Annotated in this window: 19 protein-coding genes; 8 read left to right on the top strand and 11 right to left on the bottom strand. The window is 51.0% G+C overall.

Annotation, left to right across the window (positions count from 1 at the left end; translation table 11 throughout):
• From metG to prfB, 4 genes are all read left to right on the top strand, one after another.
• Positions 1–523, top strand: a 523-nt coding sequence (gene metG / locus NSCA4_RS12665) for a methionine--tRNA ligase subunit beta (protein WP_016686712.1), incomplete at its 5' end; no start/stop codon positions are given.
• Positions 524–580: 57 nt separating this feature from the next.
• Complete coding sequence (locus tag NSCA4_RS0102735) at positions 581–1,045, top strand: GNAT family N-acetyltransferase (RefSeq protein ID WP_016686711.1); 465 nt, start codon at positions 581–583, stop codon at positions 1,043–1,045.
• 203 nt (positions 1,046–1,248) lie between these two features.
• Positions 1,249–2,502 (top strand): UDP-N-acetylglucosamine 1-carboxyvinyltransferase, encoded by a 1,254-nt coding sequence (gene murA, locus NSCA4_RS0102730; RefSeq protein ID WP_016686710.1) that lies wholly within the window; start codon positions 1,249–1,251, stop codon positions 2,500–2,502.
• A gap of 125 nt (positions 2,503–2,627) precedes the next feature.
• Positions 2,628–3,731 (top strand): peptide chain release factor 2, encoded by a 1,104-nt coding sequence (gene prfB / locus NSCA4_RS0102725; protein ID WP_016686709.1) that lies wholly within the window; start codon positions 2,628–2,630, stop codon positions 3,729–3,731.
• 442 nt (positions 3,732–4,173) lie between these two features.
• On the opposite strand, the gene NSCA4_RS0102720 is transcribed toward prfB, so the two are convergent.
• Positions 4,174–5,064: a DegV family protein gene (locus NSCA4_RS0102720; RefSeq protein WP_016686708.1), complete on the bottom strand. Its 891-nt coding sequence runs from the start codon at positions 5,062–5,064 to the stop codon at positions 4,174–4,176.
• 210 nt (positions 5,065–5,274) lie between these two features.
• On the opposite strand from NSCA4_RS0102720, the gene NSCA4_RS0102715 reads away from it, so the two are divergent.
• The gene (locus NSCA4_RS0102715; RefSeq protein WP_016686707.1) at positions 5,275–5,760 is read left to right on the top strand and encodes a dihydrofolate reductase; all 486 of its coding nucleotides are present in this window, start codon (positions 5,275–5,277) and stop codon (positions 5,758–5,760) included.
• Positions 5,761–5,847: 87 nt separating this feature from the next.
• Here NSCA4_RS0102715 and NSCA4_RS0102710 read toward each other — a convergent pair whose 3' ends face one another.
• The 5 genes from NSCA4_RS0102710 to NSCA4_RS15425 all read right to left on the bottom strand — a co-directional run bounded on the left by NSCA4_RS0102710 (position 5,848) and on the right by NSCA4_RS15425 (position 9,803).
• Positions 5,848–6,000 carry an ABC transporter permease gene (locus NSCA4_RS0102710; protein ID WP_255265263.1) on the bottom strand — a complete coding sequence of 51 codons (153 nt, stop codon included), beginning with the start codon at positions 5,998–6,000 and terminating at the stop codon, positions 5,848–5,850.
• A 508-nt stretch (positions 6,001–6,508) separates the two neighbouring features.
• Positions 6,509–7,921: an OmpP1/FadL family transporter gene (locus NSCA4_RS0102705; RefSeq protein ID WP_016686705.1), complete on the bottom strand. Its 1,413-nt coding sequence runs from the start codon at positions 7,919–7,921 to the stop codon at positions 6,509–6,511.
• Between the two features lie 299 nt (positions 7,922–8,220).
• On the bottom strand, positions 8,221–8,679 hold the full coding sequence (pyrI, locus tag NSCA4_RS0102700) for an aspartate carbamoyltransferase regulatory subunit (RefSeq protein WP_003758869.1): 459 nt from the start codon (positions 8,677–8,679) through the stop codon (positions 8,221–8,223).
• A 9-nt stretch (positions 8,680–8,688) separates the two neighbouring features.
• The gene (gene pyrB, locus NSCA4_RS0102695; RefSeq protein WP_016686704.1) at positions 8,689–9,609 is read right to left on the bottom strand and encodes an aspartate carbamoyltransferase; all 921 of its coding nucleotides are present in this window, start codon (positions 9,607–9,609) and stop codon (positions 8,689–8,691) included.
• Between the two features lie 47 nt (positions 9,610–9,656).
• On the bottom strand, positions 9,657–9,803 hold the full coding sequence (locus tag NSCA4_RS15425; protein ID WP_176621463.1) for a hypothetical protein: 147 nt from the start codon (positions 9,801–9,803) through the stop codon (positions 9,657–9,659).
• 139 nt (positions 9,804–9,942) lie between these two features.
• On the opposite strand from NSCA4_RS15425, the gene NSCA4_RS14930 reads away from it, so the two are divergent.
• The 3 genes from NSCA4_RS14930 (at position 9,943) to yccS (ending at position 12,787) form a co-directional block, all read left to right on the top strand.
• Complete coding sequence (locus NSCA4_RS14930) at positions 9,943–10,170, top strand: hypothetical protein (RefSeq protein WP_141565454.1); 228 nt, start codon at positions 9,943–9,945, stop codon at positions 10,168–10,170.
• Positions 10,163–10,435 (top strand): hypothetical protein, encoded by a 273-nt coding sequence (locus tag NSCA4_RS0102690; RefSeq protein ID WP_003686206.1) that lies wholly within the window; start codon positions 10,163–10,165, stop codon positions 10,433–10,435. Before NSCA4_RS14930 ends, NSCA4_RS0102690 begins: the two co-directional genes overlap by 8 nt.
• 204 nt (positions 10,436–10,639) lie before the next feature.
• Positions 10,640–12,787, top strand: coding sequence for a YccS family putative transporter (gene yccS, locus NSCA4_RS0102685; protein ID WP_016686702.1), 2,148 nt, complete (start codon positions 10,640–10,642; stop codon positions 12,785–12,787).
• Positions 12,788–13,038: 251 nt separating this feature from the next.
• Here the strand turns inward: yccS and NSCA4_RS0102680 are convergent, their stop codons facing one another.
• The 5 genes from NSCA4_RS0102680 to NSCA4_RS13570 form a co-directional block, all read right to left on the bottom strand.
• Positions 13,039–13,308 (bottom strand): hypothetical protein, encoded by a 270-nt coding sequence (locus tag NSCA4_RS0102680; RefSeq protein WP_016686701.1) that lies wholly within the window; start codon positions 13,306–13,308, stop codon positions 13,039–13,041.
• Between the two features lie 6 nt (positions 13,309–13,314).
• Entirely contained in the window at positions 13,315–13,983 is a 669-nt protein-coding gene (locus NSCA4_RS13575; RefSeq protein ID WP_081476530.1) for an HINT domain-containing protein, read from the bottom strand.
• 138 nt (positions 13,984–14,121) lie between these two features.
• Complete coding sequence (locus tag NSCA4_RS0102660) at positions 14,122–14,667, bottom strand: suppressor of fused domain protein (protein WP_016686698.1); 546 nt, start codon at positions 14,665–14,667, stop codon at positions 14,122–14,124.
• Between the two features lie 158 nt (positions 14,668–14,825).
• Positions 14,826–15,149 carry a ribonuclease E inhibitor RraB gene (locus tag NSCA4_RS0102655; RefSeq protein WP_016686697.1) on the bottom strand — a complete coding sequence of 108 codons (324 nt, stop codon included), beginning with the start codon at positions 15,147–15,149 and terminating at the stop codon, positions 14,826–14,828.
• Positions 15,150–15,151: 2 nt separating this feature from the next.
• Positions 15,152–15,598 (bottom strand): polymorphic toxin-type HINT domain-containing protein (locus NSCA4_RS13570; protein ID WP_218015738.1); only part of this gene is annotated, 447 nt, incomplete at its 5' end.

Raw genomic sequence — 15,598 nt, 5'->3', positions numbered from 1 at the left:
CCTCAATCTGGACGCGATTACCTGGGCGAACACGCGCGAAACCTTGGGCGAACACGCCATCAACAAATACGAACATTTAATGCAACGAGTGGAGCAAAAACAAGTGGACGATTTAATCGAAGCCAACAAACAAAGCATTCAGACGACCCCCGCGCCTGCCGCCGAAGAGGGCAAATACGAAAAAGTCGCCGAGCAGGCAAGCTTCGACGACTTCATGAAAATCGACATGCGCGTCGCCAAAGTATTGAACTGCGAAGCCGTCGAAGGCAGCACCAAACTCTTAAAATTCGACCTCGATTTCGGTTTTGAAAAACGCATCATCTTCTCCGGCATCGCCGCGTCTTATCCCAACCCCGCCGAATTGAACGGCCGCATGGTCATCGCCGTCGCCAATTTCGCCCCGCGCAAAATGGCAAAATTCGGCGTATCCGAAGGCATGATCCTCTCCGCCGCCACCGCCGAGGGCAAACTGAAGCTCTTGGATGTCGATGCAGGCGCGCAGCCCGGAGATAAAGTAGGCTAAACGTTAAAAGGTCGTCTGAAAACAGTTTCAGACGACCTTTCTACACGATAACGCGTCATGAACATCACCCCCTTGCAAGCCTGCCACATCGAACCGCTCTCCCGTGCGCTCTACCAAGAATGGCACGACTTCGCCCCGTGGTCGTCGCTTGAAAAAATCCGTGCCTATTACCGGAAATGTCTGGACGGGGACGGTTTGCCGCTCGCCTTTGCCGCAGTTGCGGAAGACGGACGGCTGCTCGGTTCCGCCGCGCTCAAACGCTTCGACATGGAAGAATTTCCGCAATACGAATACTGGCTGGGCGACGTATTCGTCCTGCCCGAATATCGAGGCAAAGGCATCGGACACGCGCTCATCACCCATTGTCTGCAAACCGCCCGCTCCTTACGCCTGCCCGCCCTTTACCTCTATACGCCCGATGTACAGGCGGTTTACGCCAAATACGGCTGGCGGGAAATTGCGACGCAATGGCACAATGGCGAAACCGTCTCTGTGATGAAACTGGATTTACAGATCGTCTGAAAACGTAGAAACAGACATCGCAAGGTTGCGTCTGATATGTTCAGACGACCCTTCCGACCATTCATACCCCGTAAACGCCCTTCGGAAGAATTCTTCCCGCCCGCCCGCAAAAACCGTCAAAATCCCCTATAATTCGGAATCTAAACGAATCCCGTCCTGCCGGCAGCGCCGTCGGGACTTGTCTTAACAACGAAAGAAACACTGTGGACAAACTCAAAATCACCGCCAACGGCCCGCTCAACGGCGAAATCATCGTATCCGGCGCAAAAAACGCCGCCCTGCCGCTGATGTGTGCCGGACTCTTGACCTCCGGCACCCTGCGCCTGAAAAACGTACCCATGCTCGCCGACGTCAAAACCACCCAAAAACTGCTGCAAGGCATGGGCGCCCGCGTTTTGACCGACAACGTTCACGAATTCGAAATCGACGGTGCTACCGTCAACAATACCCGCGCCCCCTACGAACTGGTAAAAACCATGCGCGCCTCCATCCTCGTGCTCGGCCCGACGCTGGCGCGTTTCGGCGAAGCCCAAGTCAGCCTGCCCGGCGGCTGCGCCATCGGTTCGCGCCCCGTTGACCAGCACCTCAAAGGCCTCGAAACCATGGGGGCGGAAATCACCATCGAACACGGCTACGTCAAAGCCAAAGGTCGTCTGAAAGGGGCACGCGTCCTGATGGACGTCGTTACCGTCGGCGGTACGGAAAACCTGCTGATGGCGGCAACCCTCGCCGAAGGCACCACCGTTTTGGAAAATTGCGCCATCGAACCCGAAGTCGTCGATTTGGCGGAATGCCTCGTCAAAATGGGCGCAAAAATCAGCGGCATCGGTACTTCTACCATGACCGTCGAAGGCGTGAAAGAGCTGCACGGCTGCGAACACAGCGTCGTGCCCGACCGCATCGAAGCCGGTACCTTCCTCTGCGCCGTCGCCATGACCGGCGGCAAAGTCGTCCTGCGCAAAGCCGCCCCCAAAACCATGGAAGTCGTATTGGACAAACTCGTCGAAGCCGGCGCGATCATCGAAGCGGGCGACGACTGGATTTCCATCGACATGCAGCAACGCCCCAAAGCGGTAAACTTGCGCACCACCGAACACCCCGGCTTCCCGACCGACATGCAGGCGCAGTTTATGGCGATGAACGCCGTTGCCGAAGGCGACAGCCGCGTCGTCGAAACCATCTTTGAAAACCGCTTCATGCACGTTCCTGAACTCAACCGCATGGGCGCGGACATCACCACCGAAGGCAACACCGCCTTCGTCAAAGGCGTGGAAAAACTCTCCGGCGCCGTCGTTATGGCGACCGACCTGCGCGCCTCCGCCAGCCTCGTCATGGCAGGCTTGGTCGCAGGCGGCGAAACCATCGTCGAACGTATCTACCACCTCGACCGCGGCTACGAACACATCGAAGACAAGCTTGGTAAAGTCGGCGCGAAAATCGAACGGGTACGCGGTTAAGGGCCTTGTGTCAAAAAGGTCGTCTGAAAACTTGAGATTCAGGTTTTCAGACGACCTTTATCATAGAAAAAAGCCCGCAAATCCCTTACAATACGCCCCTAAAATTTTGAAAGCACACAAGAATCATGGAAGCCGAAGTAATCAACCAGCTTAACAACATCCTGAACGATTTGGAAAAGCGCAGCGAAGACATCCGCGTCTATATGGACTATCAGGGCAAGAAAGACCGATTGGAAGAAGTCATCGGCCTTTCCGAAGACCCTGAGCTGTGGAATGACCCCAAACGCGCCCAAGAAATCGGCAAAGAGCGCAAAATCCTCGAAGGCATCGTGTTGACGCTCGACAACATCGCATCGGGCATCGAAGACAACCGAATGCTGATTGAAATGACCGTCGAAGAAAACGACGAAGAAGGTTTCGCCGCCGTGCAGGAAGACGTGGCGGGACTGGAAAAACAGATGGCGGACTTGGAGTTCAAACGGATGTTCAACCAGCCCGCCGACCCGAACAACTGCTTTATCGACATCACCGCAGGTGCGGGCGGTACGGAAGCGGAAGACTGGGCGGGTATGCTGTTCCGCATGTACAGCCGCTACGCCGAGCGCAAAGGCTTCAAAATCGAAATCCTCGAAGAAGACGACGGCGAAATCGCGGGCATCAACCGCGCCACCATCCGAGTGGAAGGCGAATACGCCTACGGCTTGCTGCGCACGGAAACCGGCGTTCACCGCTTGGTGCGCTACTCGCCGTTTGACTCGAACAACAAACGCCATACGTCGTTCTCATCCGTGTTCGTGTACCCCGAAATCGACGATTCCATCGAAATCGAAATCAACCCCGCCGATTTGCGTATCGACACCTACCGCGCATCGGGCGCAGGCGGTCAGCACATCAACAAAACCGACTCTGCCGTGCGTATTACCCACGAGCCGACGGGTATTGTGGTGCAGTGTCAAAACGACCGTTCGCAACACGCCAACAAAGCGGCTGCGATGGAAATGTTGAAATCCAAACTGTATGAATTGGAAATGCGCAAACGAAACGAAGAGAAACAGGCGTTGGAAGAAGGCAAATCCGATGTGGGTTGGGGCAGCCAAATCCGTTCGTACGTCTTGGACTCCTCACGCATCAAAGACTTGCGCACAGGCTACGAAGTCGGCAACACCAAAGCCGTATTGGACGGCGATTTGGACGGCTTCATCGAAGAGAGCCTGAAACAAGGCGTGTAAACCTCAAAATATCAAAAGGTCGTCTGAAAACCAAAGATTTTGGTTTTCAGACGACCTTTTTGTTTCCTACCCGTGAAATTACCCCTGACACAAAGTCATGGCATAACTGACCGCAACACATGGGGTTTCCCTGCGAAATATAGTGGATGAACTTTAAATTAGGACTAGGCGACGAAGCCGCAGACAGTACAGATAGTACGGCAAGGCAACGCTGTACTGATTTAAAGTTAATCCACTATAAATGAGCATAAAACCTGATTCGTATCGGTATGGGAGACTTTCGGCAAAGAGCGCACTGAATATTCAGATGATTTCCAACCGACATCAATTTAATCATCAGGTCGTCTGAAAACCAGAGATTTCGGTTTTCAGACGACCTTTGCCGTCAATTCAAATAAGCAATACCCATAGCCTTTAATGGTATGGCTTTATGGCGGAATTTTCAGGCAGGGGAGGCAATGCGTTCCACCATGCCCACGCCGACCCCGCAGATGCCGACGTGCGCGGCGACAACGGGTGATACGGGTACGCCCTGCCCGAGCCGCCTTCCGGTTTTTTCAAAAAAACGTTCGGCAAACAGCCGGTAGCGTTCTTCGTCGCCGCTGTATAGGCCGCCGAGGATAAATTGGTCTTTCGGCTTGCCGCCCATCAGGCTGACGGTATTGGCAATAATGGAATCAAACATTTTGACATCGTCGGTAACGGTTTCTAAACGTTCCAAATTGTCTTGCGAAAAGTGCAGGACGTTGCGCAATCCGAGCCAATCGCCGAAAGACGCGCCGACGCGGGAAAGCGTACCGCCCAAAGAAAGGGACTTGAGCGAAGAAAGCCCGAATACGATGTGGCAATAAGGCTTGAGGCTTTCCAAGTGTGCGACGACCGTTTGGGGAGGCAGGCCTGCCCGAAGCAGCCGCTCCGCCTCCATGGCGAAAAAGCCTTCCGGCATACAGCAGGTACCTGTGTCGACAACATGGATTTTCAGTTGTGGAAACTGCGCCGCCATTTTGCGGATAACATCCGCCGAGTCGCTCAATTTCCTGCTCAACGTCGTAACGATGGCTTCGTGATAGCCCTGTTCCACCAGATAATGGAATGTTTTGGACAATTCGTCTTCGCAAGGCGGCAGCGTGCTGATTGGTTCATCCAGATGATTGGCGCGCCATTCGCAATAATCATGGTTATTAACATCTGAACCGTCTGCATACCATTGATGATTGAACGAAATGTTTAAATGCAAAATATGTATGGTGCTGTCGCGTCCGGCCATACTGTCAACCGAACCGCTGGATGTCGATAAAACCGCACAGCGGTACAAAGCATAAGAACCCGGCATACTGTCTCCCTTGAATATCCGTCAATGAAAATCTGCTTACTTATATATAATTTGGCCGCAAGACAAACGGCATTTTAAAATGATAAACGGTATCCTTATTATTGTCTATATGCCCATTGGAATAATCTCTATTTAGAATATTAATAGAAAAACCAACCTGTCCGCCATATCGTTTACAATATTGGCTTTCGGCCTCAAACAAGGATGCTCATGCAAAAAATCACTCTGATTGCCGCTTATGCCGCCCACCGTTGTATCGGCATCAACAACACCATGCCTTGGCATCTGCCCGAAGACTTTGCCTTTTTCAAAACCTATACCACGGGCAAACCGGTCGTCATGGGGCGTAAAACATGGGAATCCCTGCCTAAGAAACCATTGCCCGGCCGGCGCAATATCGTTATTACCCGTCGGTCGGATTATCTTGCCGAAGGGGCGGAAACCGTCCCCGGGCTGGAAGAAGCATTGGCATTGTGTGCGGATGCCGAAGAAATCATCATCATGGGCGGCGCGCAGATTTACGCCCAAGCCCTGCCGCATGCGACCGATTTGCGCCTGACCGAGGTGTCGCTCGATGTATCCGGAGATGCTTTTTTCCCTGAATTTTCATCGGATAAATGGAAAGAGCAGTTGCGTGAAACATACATAAGCGAGAAAGGTATCGGATACGCCTTTGTCCACTATGTACGCCGTTGACCAAACATTTCTTTGAATCCGTATATTAAAAAAGGTCGTCTGAAAACCTTGATATTGGTTTTCAGACGACCTTTCCCTTCACGCCAATTACCATCCCATCCACCTGATTAAAGAAATAATACCGAGCATGACGACGACCGTTATCGAAATCCAGAAAATCGGAGGACGGCTGTCGGATTCGGCAGGTTTGACGGGTTTTACCCAGCCTTTTTTGTAGAGAAGGATGGTGAGAAGCATCATAAAGATGCCTAGAAGCAAAAGTATTTGGAAATTATTCATTCACTTTGAAGCCCTTTATCGTTTATGGCGGACAGTCCGCATAATTGGACTGCTTTATTTCTTAAGGCAGGGGCAGGGGTAAAAAGTTCGTCATATTATCAATTTGATATAGTGGATTAACTTTAAATCAGGACAAGGCGACGAAGCCGCAGACAGTACAGATAGTACGGAACCGATTCACTTGGTGCTTTAGCACCTTAGAGAATCGTTCTCTTTGAGCTAAGGCGAGGCAACGCCGTACTGGTTTAAATTTAATCCACTATAAATCAAGCACCTATCCCCAGCCTTCAGAACAGGGAGAATTTTTATTGATACTGTCTGCGTTCGGCTGAGACGGCGTCCTTATTCTGTGTATCCGTCCGATGGGAGGCGGAAGGAAGCATTTCTGATGTCAATTTACGGCAAAAGGTCGTCTGAAAACCCTCGTTTCAGGTTTTCAGACGACCTTTTGATGTCGGCACCAAACGGCTTACTTGAATTTGTAAGTGTATTGCAATCCAACGATGTTGGCGTGGTTTTTGAAGCGTGCGCCGGATGCGCCTTTGCTGTCCACATCGTTGCCGGTGGCGCGGGTGGTGTGGTAGCGGGTGTCGTTGATGTGGATGTGGCTGTAAGCGGCATCCAAGACGTGGTTTTTGCCCAGATGGTATTTCGCGCCGAGCGAGAACCAGATGCGGTTGCCGTCGGGCAGGCTGTTCATGCGGTAGCCGGCGTTTTTGACGGGCGAGCGGTCAAAGGCGATACCTGCGCGCAGTTGTAGCGGGTCGGTCACTTGGTAAGAACCGCCGAGCGCGACTTTGTAAGTGTTGCGCCAGTTGGGCGTGATGACGGTGCGGTCGGATTTGCCGTTGACGATGTTTTTGGTGTTTTCAAATACCAGTTCCGCTTTATTGAAGCGGCTGTGGCGGGTCCACGTTACATCGCCGAATAGGTTGAATTTGTCGGTGGCTTTGTACATGCCGTGAACGGACAGGGATTCAGGAGTAACGATTTTGACGCTTGCTTTTTCACGCGGAACGTAGCCGCGTGCGGCAAGCGCACCCAAATCCCAAGCACGGCGGGCGTATGCACCGTCGGCTTCCCATTCCGCCGAGCCTTTGAGGGTGTGGGTTACTTTGGAGCGGTAGTTCACGCCGACCCGTGCGCGGTCATTGATGTCCCACATCCAGGCAAGTTGATAGCCGAAGCCCCAGTCGTGACCTTTAACTTCGGCGTGTCCGTCAGATTTGCCTTGCGCGCTGACGGAGACAGGGCGGCCGGCGGCGCGTGAGGCAAGGCCGCTGGCGAGTTGGCTGATGGAACCGGAGGCATCCCAGTCGGAATATTTGCGCAATTCGGCTTTGGAATATTGGGCGATCAGGCCTGCGCCGAAAGCGTGGTTTTCATTGGCTTTCCAAGCGACGACCGGTTCGATGTCGATGCTGGTGAGGCTGAGTTTGTTGATGTTGTGGCGCAGTACGGAATCTTTTTCGTATTCGGTGGCAGAACCGAAGGGGACGTAAACGCCCAAACCCAAAGTTACGTCGTCATTGACTTTGTATGCGCCGTAGAGATGCGGGGCGACGGTGGTTTTGGTGATTTTGCCGCTTTTCGAGCCGGAAACATCGCCGCCTTGATAGTATTGGGCGGAATCGGCTTCGTAGCGGATGCTGGGCATGACGATGTTGGCGTTGACGGAAACTTGGCTGCTGTCGAGTTTGGACAGACCGGCAGGGTTGTAGAAGATGGTCGATGCGTCGGCTGCTTCCGCGCCGGAAGAGTTGGCGGTGCCTTGGGCGTTGACCGACTGCGTACCGAAGTGGTAGCCCGAAGCGTGGACTGCGCCGGAGAAGAAGACTGCGCTGAGTAAGATTACGGTTTGTTTGATGGGTGAGTTCGTCATTTTCTTATACCTGCATGCAAATAATAAAGAGGTCGTCTGAAACAAACGCCTCTATCCGATTAGTATAGGTGCTCGATTCTATACCACCTTACCGTTTTTGCCTAATCTTTTCGATTCTTTGCACGGTTTTAACCCTATTCGATTGTTGCAGGGAAGTCATTTCTCTTTCATGCCTTTGAATTATCGTTTGTTGTGAAACCGACAACACTTCCCAAATGTAAAAAGGTCGTCTGAAAACCTGATTTTCAAGTTTTCAGACGACCTTTCGTACTCATGCCGGTCCGGCTTTATAACTAAAACTAAGCCTCCGCCACAGAATCGCGGCTGAAGGTTTTTTCGCAGTAGTGGCATTTGAGCTTGGTCTGTCCGCTTTGTTTGCGGACGTAGAAGCGGCTTTTCACCGGCTCGCCGTGGCTGGCGCAGTTGGTGTTCGGGCAGCGGAACACTTCGGCGATTTCGTCTGGCAGGGTAAGCCGGCGTTTGTTGATGACTTTAAAGTGGTCGATGGTGTTGACGACAGCTTCGGGGGCGAAGAGGGCGAGGCGGTTGGCGGCGTTGTCGTCCAGCCATACGCCGGTGATTTTGATGATGTCTTTGCTGCCTTGGGTTTTGCTGGGCAGGTTGAAGCCGACGGTTACGGCGCTGCCGTAGTGCAGCAGTTTGAATTGGCGCAGGATAATCAGGCCTTTGCCTGCGGGGATGTGGTCGATGACGGTGCCTTTTTCGATGGCTTCGACGCTGAGTTTAGGGGTTTCCATATTTGCTCCTTATACTTCTTCGTTCAACACCAGCGATAAAATCGCCATGCGGGCGTAAACGCCGTTGGTCGCCTGCTCGAAATAGTAGGCGTGCGGCGTGGCATCGACGTTGGGATGGATTTCGTCAACGCGCGGCAGGGGATGCAACACACGCAGGTTGGGGCGGGCGTTGGCGAGCATGGCGGCGTTGAGGTTGAATTTGCCTTGTATTTTGGCGAACTCTTGTTCGTCGAAGCGTTCGCGTTGGACGCGGGTCATGTACAGGATGTCCGCCCATTCGACGGCGGCTTCGAGGTCGGGCAGGATTTGGTAGCGGCAGCCTGCGGCTTCGAGTTCTTCGGTGATGTATTCGGGCATGGCGAGGCTGGGCGGGGAGACGAAGGCGAATTCGCAGTCCCAGCGTTTGAGGGCTTGGCAGAGGGAATGGACGGTGCGCCCGTATTTGAGGTCGCCCGCCATGGCGATTTTGAGCTTGTTCAGACGACCTTGGGTTTCGTAAATGGTTACGAGGTCGAGCAGGGTTTGGCTGGGGTGTTGGTTGGTGCCGTCGCCGGCGTTGATGACGGGGACTTTGGAAAACTCGGCGGACACGCGCGCCGCGCCGTCTTTGGGGTGGCGTTGGATGATGGCGTCGGTGTAGCTGGAGATGATGCGGGCGGTGTCGGCGAGGGTTTCGCCTTTTTTCGCGCTGGTGTTCGCGCCGTCGGCAAAGCCGATAACTTTGCCGCCCAAGCGTTGTACGGCGGTTTCAAACGACAGGCGCGTGCGGGTGGAGGGCTCGAAAAAGCATGAGCCGATGAGTTTGCCTTCGAGCAGGTCGTCGCGCGGCTCGGCTTTGAGTTTGAGGGCAGTTTGCAGGAGCAGCTCGAGCTGTTCGGTCGTCAGGTCGGAAATAGAAATGACGTGTTGTCGGTAAAGCGGGTTGGGCATTCGGCTTCCTTTCTTCAATTCGGCAAAAACCCCGCAAAAGCGGGGTTTTACGAAACAACGACCAACGCGCCGCGGCGTGCGGTACGGGCAAAACGGGCGGGGCGGGCGTTAAGGCACATGGGTCGTCTGAAATCGGTTTGAGGTGGCGGTATTATCGCATATTTGACGGGGCTAGGCTGCGGATTTTCGCGCACATGGGTCGTCTGAAAATGGCGACAGTTTGCGCTTTCAGACGACCCCGCAGCCCCCGTCCCGCCCTAAAATCCTGTTAGAATACCGTTTCATTTCATTCATAAGCATACTGTCCCCAACATTGATAAACGGTTACACACTGTGTTTAGCGTATCCAGAAAAGAGGTGCTTCCACTAATTGATGAGGCTTGGAAAAAGAAAGGTATGCCTCTTGCCAATGATCCTCGTACTTATTTAGTGGATATGAAAAGAGTAATTGGTACAAATGGTGAAACCAAAATACGCATTGTTGTACAGACTAAAGGCAGCAATCAAATCACTACTGCTTACCACAAAAATAAATCGATTATATGGAGTAATCATGAATAAGAGAATAAAAATATGTCCCGCTTGTCAACAAGGCTATCTCTACCATTCAAAACCTAAATATCTTCATGATGAAATTATTCTGTGTGATGAATGCGATGCAGTATGGCTCAAAGGAGTGAATATATTTTATGGAGAATATGAAAAAGATTTTTATTCTTATGTTCCTTTCATGGAATCCCAAGGTATAACGGATGAATGTATCTGGGAAGGAGAGCTGTTTGATCATCCATATTATGAAGATGAAAACTCAAATGATATGGATTGATAGAAACTTTATATAGTGGATTAAATTTAAATCAGGACAAGGCGAAGAAGCCGCAGACAGTACAGATAGTACGGAACCGATTCACTTGGTGCTTCAGCACCTTAGAGAATCGTTCTCTTTGAGCTAAGGCGAGGCAACGCCGTACTGGTTTAAATTTAATCCACTATAATCAAACCATTCCGATTTAAAGCTGTGCCCAATACGATGAAACTCCCGCCGCTCAAACCCCTCATCATCACCTCGCTGCCCGTCTTCGCCAGCGTCTTTATCGCCGCGACCCTCGTCTGGCGGTTTGGTACGCCCAAGCTCGCCATGCCTTTCGTACTCGGCATCATCGCGGGCGGCCTCGTCGATTTGGACAACCGCCTGACAGGTCGCCTGAAAAACATCATCATCACCGTCGCCCTGTTTACCATTTCATCGCTCGTCGCCCAAAGCACGCTCGGCACAGGTCTGCCCTTTATTCTCGCCCTGACCCTGATGACCTTCGGCTTTACCATTTTGGGCGCGGTCGGGCTGAAATACCGCACTTTCGCGTTCGGCGCACTTGCCGTCGCCACCTACACCACGCTCACCTACACCCCCGAAAACTTCTGGCTGACCAATCCCGTCATGATTCTGCTCGGGACCGTGTTATACAGCACCTGCACACTCGTTTTCCAAATCATCCTCCCGCACCGCCCCGTCCAAGAAAGCGTCGCCAACGCCTACGAAGCGCTCGGCGGATATTTTGACGCCAAAGCCGACTTTTTCGATCCCGACGAAGCCGCTTGGCTCGGCAACCGCCAAATCGACCTCGCCATGAGCAACACCGGCGTCATCAGCGCCTTTAACCAATGCCGCGCCGCCCTGTTTTACCGCCTGCGCGGCAAACACCGCCACCCGCGCACCGCCAAAATGCTGCGCTACTACTTCACCGCCCAAGACATACACGAACGCGTCAGCTCCGCCCATGCCGACTATACCGAGCTGACCGACACCCTTAAAAACACCGATCTCATCTTCCGCATCCACCGCCTGCTCGAAATGCAGGGACAGGCGTGCCGCAACGTTGCCGCCGCCCTAAGGAACGGCAAAGACTACACATACAGCAAACGCCTCGGACGCGCGATGGAAGGCTGCCGCCAATCCCTCTCGCACTACACCGACGACCACCCTGAAAGCCGCAACATCCACCACATCCGCCGCCTGCTCGACAACCTTGGCAGCGTTGATCACCAACTGCGCCAACTCCAACACAGCGATTCCCCCGCCGAAAACGACAACAGCAGCGACACCCGCATTGCCGCCCTCGAAAACAGCAGCCTGAAAAACGTCTGGCAGACCGTCCGCAGCCAGCTCAACTTCGAGTCGGGCGTGTTCCGTCATGCCACGCGCCTCTCCATCCTCGTTGCCGTCTCCTGCATCATCGTCGAAATCCTCCATCTCAACCTCGGCTACTGGATACTCCTGACCGCCGTCTTTGTCTGCCAACCCAACTACACCGCCACCAAAAGCCGCGTGTACCAACGCATCGCCGGCACCATCCTCGGCGTCATCGTCGGCTCCCTTGTGCCTTATTTCACCCCGTCCGTCGAAACCAAACTCTGGATCGTCATCGCCAGCACCACCCTGTTTTTCATGACCCGAAGCTACAAATACAGCTTCTCCACCTTCTTCATCACCATCCAAGCCCTCACCAGCTTCTCCCTCGCCGGGCTGGACGTCTATGCCGCCATGCCTGTCCGCATCATCGACACCATCGTCGGCTCCGTCCTCGCGTGGGCGGCCGTCACCTACCTCTGGCCGGACTGGCGTTACCTCACCCTCGAAAAAACCGCCGCCCAAGCCGTCGGCGGCAACGGCGCCTACCTCAGAAAAATCCTCGACCAGCTCCAATACGGCATCGCCGACGACGTCGAATACCGCACCGTCCGCCGCCAGGCCCACGAGCGCACCGCCACCCTCAGCAGCACCCTTTCCGACATGAGCAGCGAACCCAAAAAATACGGCAACAACCTGCAAAGCGGCTTCAACCTACTCAAAACCAGCTACGCCCTGACCGGCTACATCTCCGCGCTCGGCGCATACCGCAGCGAAATGGACGGCGCATACAGCCCCGACTTCGTCCGCAAGTTCTACCAAAGCGGCTACCGCATCGCCGACCTGCTCGAACGCCTCCCGCAAACAAGCGAACAAGATTTTCAGACGACTCTCTCCCAAATCCGAACCGACTTGGAAGCCTTACAAACAGAAGCAGGCGACGCACGCCAAAGCCACATCCTCCACCGGCAGCTCACCCTCATCGCCAACCAGCTCGACCCCTGCTACCGCAGCCTGCACGACATTGAAGCCATCCCGCAGGTCGCGTGATATAGTGGATAACTTTAAACCAGTACGGCGTTGCCTCGCCTTAGCTCAAAGAGAACGATTCTCTAAGGTGCTGAAGCACCAAGTGAATCGGTTCCGTACTATCTGTACTGTCTGCGGCTTCGCCGCCTTGTCCTGATTTAAATTTAATCCACTATAATCAGCAGGAAAACGAAAGGTCGTCTGAAAAACCAAACACGGTTTCAGACGACCTTTTGATTGTTGAGTTCTTCAACCCATCTTACGTTTGATACCTAAGATCTTTGTATCCATTCTTCTTTTCTAATTCCAAATTCAAATTCAGCCTGTTTAAATGCCGAATCTAATGTGTCATGATAAGTATCCGTTTGTTCCCGACCGGTCTCATCCAAATAAAATAAATAAAATCCTTGGTCATCTTCATATTGAACAATACTTAAAGCAACAGGCTTGGGAAGTATCCCCATTGAAGTGCGATGAATCGTTCTAATAGGAAAATCTTTATTTTTATCTAAGATAACTTTGAATAATTCTTTTACACTCATAATTTTTTAATCCTGAATAATTGTTACTACACTATTTTCTATTACACGTCCATTGGGTTTGTCATATGATTCAAAATGACCATGATGTGTAGATGAATTTGTTTCATGATGACCATATCGTACCTGTCGCATTCCATCTTGTGATACATATCGACCATTTGGATATGACTTATAGTTTTCCCCTAGCCATTTCTCAGCTGCATTTAAAAAATTAGATTCAGATACAGTTCCTGCATGGTATTCAGGAGCTCTTTTGGGAGGACAAGAATTATGAACCCAAACTCCTTCCGTTTCCGCCTTATCACCCTTGACGAAGTAAGTATGCCAGTCGGCAACGGTCAGATTGTAGGCTTTGAGCGGCTGCTGTTTGAGGGTAATGTTTTGAACCGTCTGTTTTGCACCGCTTTCGGAAAGCAGGGTGTCGCCTTTTTTCAGACGACCTGCCTGTATCCATTTTCCTTGACTGTAAAACGGGTGGATTTTATTGGAAACAAGGGTCTGTATTTTACCGAGGCCGTCTGAAACTTCAATGTAAACGGTTTCTTGATACGGATTGCCGTATTGGGCGGTAACGGGTTTGTATCCCGTTTCCCCGCTTGCTTCGTCCTTGGCAAAGACGCGGTCGCCGGCCCGGATACGGGCAATGGCTTTGTAGCCGTCTGCCGTTTTGACCAAGGTGCTGCCATGGAAGGAGTAGGCGTAGGATTTTTGAAGAACTCAGTTCTCAATATCCTATTTCAAATGAAGGAAAGGTCGTCTGAAAACTAGAAACAAGGTTTTTCAGACGACCTTTGACCATTTGAAGAACGGTATTTACCAAACAAACGGTTTCCTATTCATATCCGAAAGGTTGTCAACTTCATTATCCAGCAAGAACTGCTCAAAAGCATTCCAACCCTTTTTTTCCACCAATTCTGCTTCCTGTTTATACAATGGGACAAGCAAAGGGAAAACGATATTGTAGTGTTCGCCATAACAGACCTGAAAATCATCATCGAAATAAAATGGGGCGGAAACATACAATGCATCCATTTTGCTACCTTCGATAATTACCCTAGGTAATTGAATAATTTCACCTCTTAAAATAGGTTTTCTGTTGTCAATCAAATATTCAGCTACTCCTGATAGAAAAGCTGCAATATTTTCTTTATTCCATTCTTCAGAACAGGTAAAAATTAATTCAAACCTACTCTTATAGTTCAAGTCATATCGATTCAAGCCTAAAGTAGAAAAAGTAGTTACCCCTTTATATGGTTGTGATGGGAATACGGAAACGCTGAGATGATAACGCCGATCCAAGCATTTTATACCGCTTTCGATTTCACCCAAATAATGCTCTAAATGTTCAACTATAATCATTTTTTCTTAAACTTTTCATCCCTATTCCAGCAAGCCGTAGGCTGGTTTGGGTTCCAATATCGCTATTTTTTATTGACGGAAAGGTCGTCTGAAAAACCAAACATGGTTTCAGACGATCTTTTGATTGTTGGTTTTTTCAACCCAATCTAAACTTCCTGTTAGTTCCCATACGAACCAAAACCTTCATAATTACAATCATTTTTTTGTGCAATATCAAATAACGTAGTTTCAATAGCTAAAATGTTTTCAAGAGAAGGGATAATATTGACGGAACAATAGCAAGTCCACATTCCTCCGAATTCATTTTGCTCAATACTGATTTGAAAATCTTGCCGATAAGAAATGAGTTGACTTTCTATTGATTGCAGATTCTTTTGAGAACCCTCTATAAAAAACTCTATTATCATCGATTTTGTCAAATCAAACCCTAGTTCTTGATATTGTTTCAGTACATCTGAAGTAGATTTTTCGTCAACAACCATTTTTAATCTCCATCTTGTTTTCGATATTTTTTCCCCGGGCTTTCAATTCGATTGTAATTATTGGTACTTTTAGAACCACCGTGAGCATCAATTCTTCTAGATTCATCTTTGAATGCCTCTCGATTATTTTTGGCAGGAGTAAAATCTGTAGCTATATGAGGGTCATTATTAACCCTAGCTTCTCTTGCTCCAGAGATTTGGGAACGTTGTCTTGTGCCCTTTCCAGAATAAGTTCGACCACTTTCATGAGTATTAGTATAAGAACCAACTTCTGTCCTATATTTTTCTCCATACGGACACTCATTATGAACCCAAACTCCTTCCGTTTCCGCCTTATCACCCTTGACGAAGTAAGTATGCCAGTCGGCAACGGTCAGATTGTAGGCTTGCAGCGGTTCCGGTTTGACGGTAACGCTTTGAACGGTCGGCTCCGCCCCGTTTTCGGCAAA

The sequence above is a fragment of the Neisseria sicca 4320 genome (assembly GCF_000193735.1).
In the GTDB taxonomy this organism is placed as follows: domain Bacteria; phylum Pseudomonadota; class Gammaproteobacteria; order Burkholderiales; family Neisseriaceae; genus Neisseria; species Neisseria sicca_E.
The sequence above is the reverse complement of the archived record's forward strand: the minus strand, read 5'-3'. Positions and strand labels throughout refer to the sequence as shown.

Excerpts from the sequence above, each read along its gene's own strand:
- NSCA4_RS0102735 (WP_016686711.1), top strand. The coding sequence starts at position 581 with ATGAACATCACCCCCTTGCAAGCCTGCCACATCGAACCGCTCTCCCGT.
- prfB (WP_016686709.1), top strand. The coding sequence starts at position 2,628 with ATGGAAGCCGAAGTAATCAACCAGCTTAACAACATCCTGAACGATTTG.
- NSCA4_RS0102720 (WP_016686708.1), bottom strand. The coding sequence starts at position 5,064 with ATGCCGGGTTCTTATGCTTTGTACCGCTGTGCGGTTTTATCGACATCC.
- NSCA4_RS0102715 (WP_016686707.1), top strand. The coding sequence starts at position 5,275 with ATGCAAAAAATCACTCTGATTGCCGCTTATGCCGCCCACCGTTGTATC.
- NSCA4_RS0102710 (WP_255265263.1), bottom strand. The coding sequence starts at position 6,000 with ATGATGCTTCTCACCATCCTTCTCTACAAAAAAGGCTGGGTAAAACCC.
- NSCA4_RS0102705 (WP_016686705.1), bottom strand. The coding sequence starts at position 7,921 with ATGACGAACTCACCCATCAAACAAACCGTAATCTTACTCAGCGCAGTC.
- pyrI (WP_003758869.1), bottom strand. The coding sequence starts at position 8,679 with ATGGAAACCCCTAAACTCAGCGTCGAAGCCATCGAAAAAGGCACCGTC.
- pyrB (WP_016686704.1), bottom strand. The coding sequence starts at position 9,609 with ATGCCCAACCCGCTTTACCGACAACACGTCATTTCTATTTCCGACCTG.
- NSCA4_RS0102690 (WP_003686206.1), top strand. The coding sequence starts at position 10,163 with ATGAATAAGAGAATAAAAATATGTCCCGCTTGTCAACAAGGCTATCTC.
- yccS (WP_016686702.1), top strand. The coding sequence starts at position 10,640 with ATGAAACTCCCGCCGCTCAAACCCCTCATCATCACCTCGCTGCCCGTC.
- NSCA4_RS0102680 (WP_016686701.1), bottom strand. The coding sequence starts at position 13,308 with ATGAGTGTAAAAGAATTATTCAAAGTTATCTTAGATAAAAATAAAGAT.
- NSCA4_RS0102660 (WP_016686698.1), bottom strand. The coding sequence starts at position 14,667 with ATGATTATAGTTGAACATTTAGAGCATTATTTGGGTGAAATCGAAAGC.
- NSCA4_RS0102655 (WP_016686697.1), bottom strand. The coding sequence starts at position 15,149 with ATGGTTGTTGACGAAAAATCTACTTCAGATGTACTGAAACAATATCAA.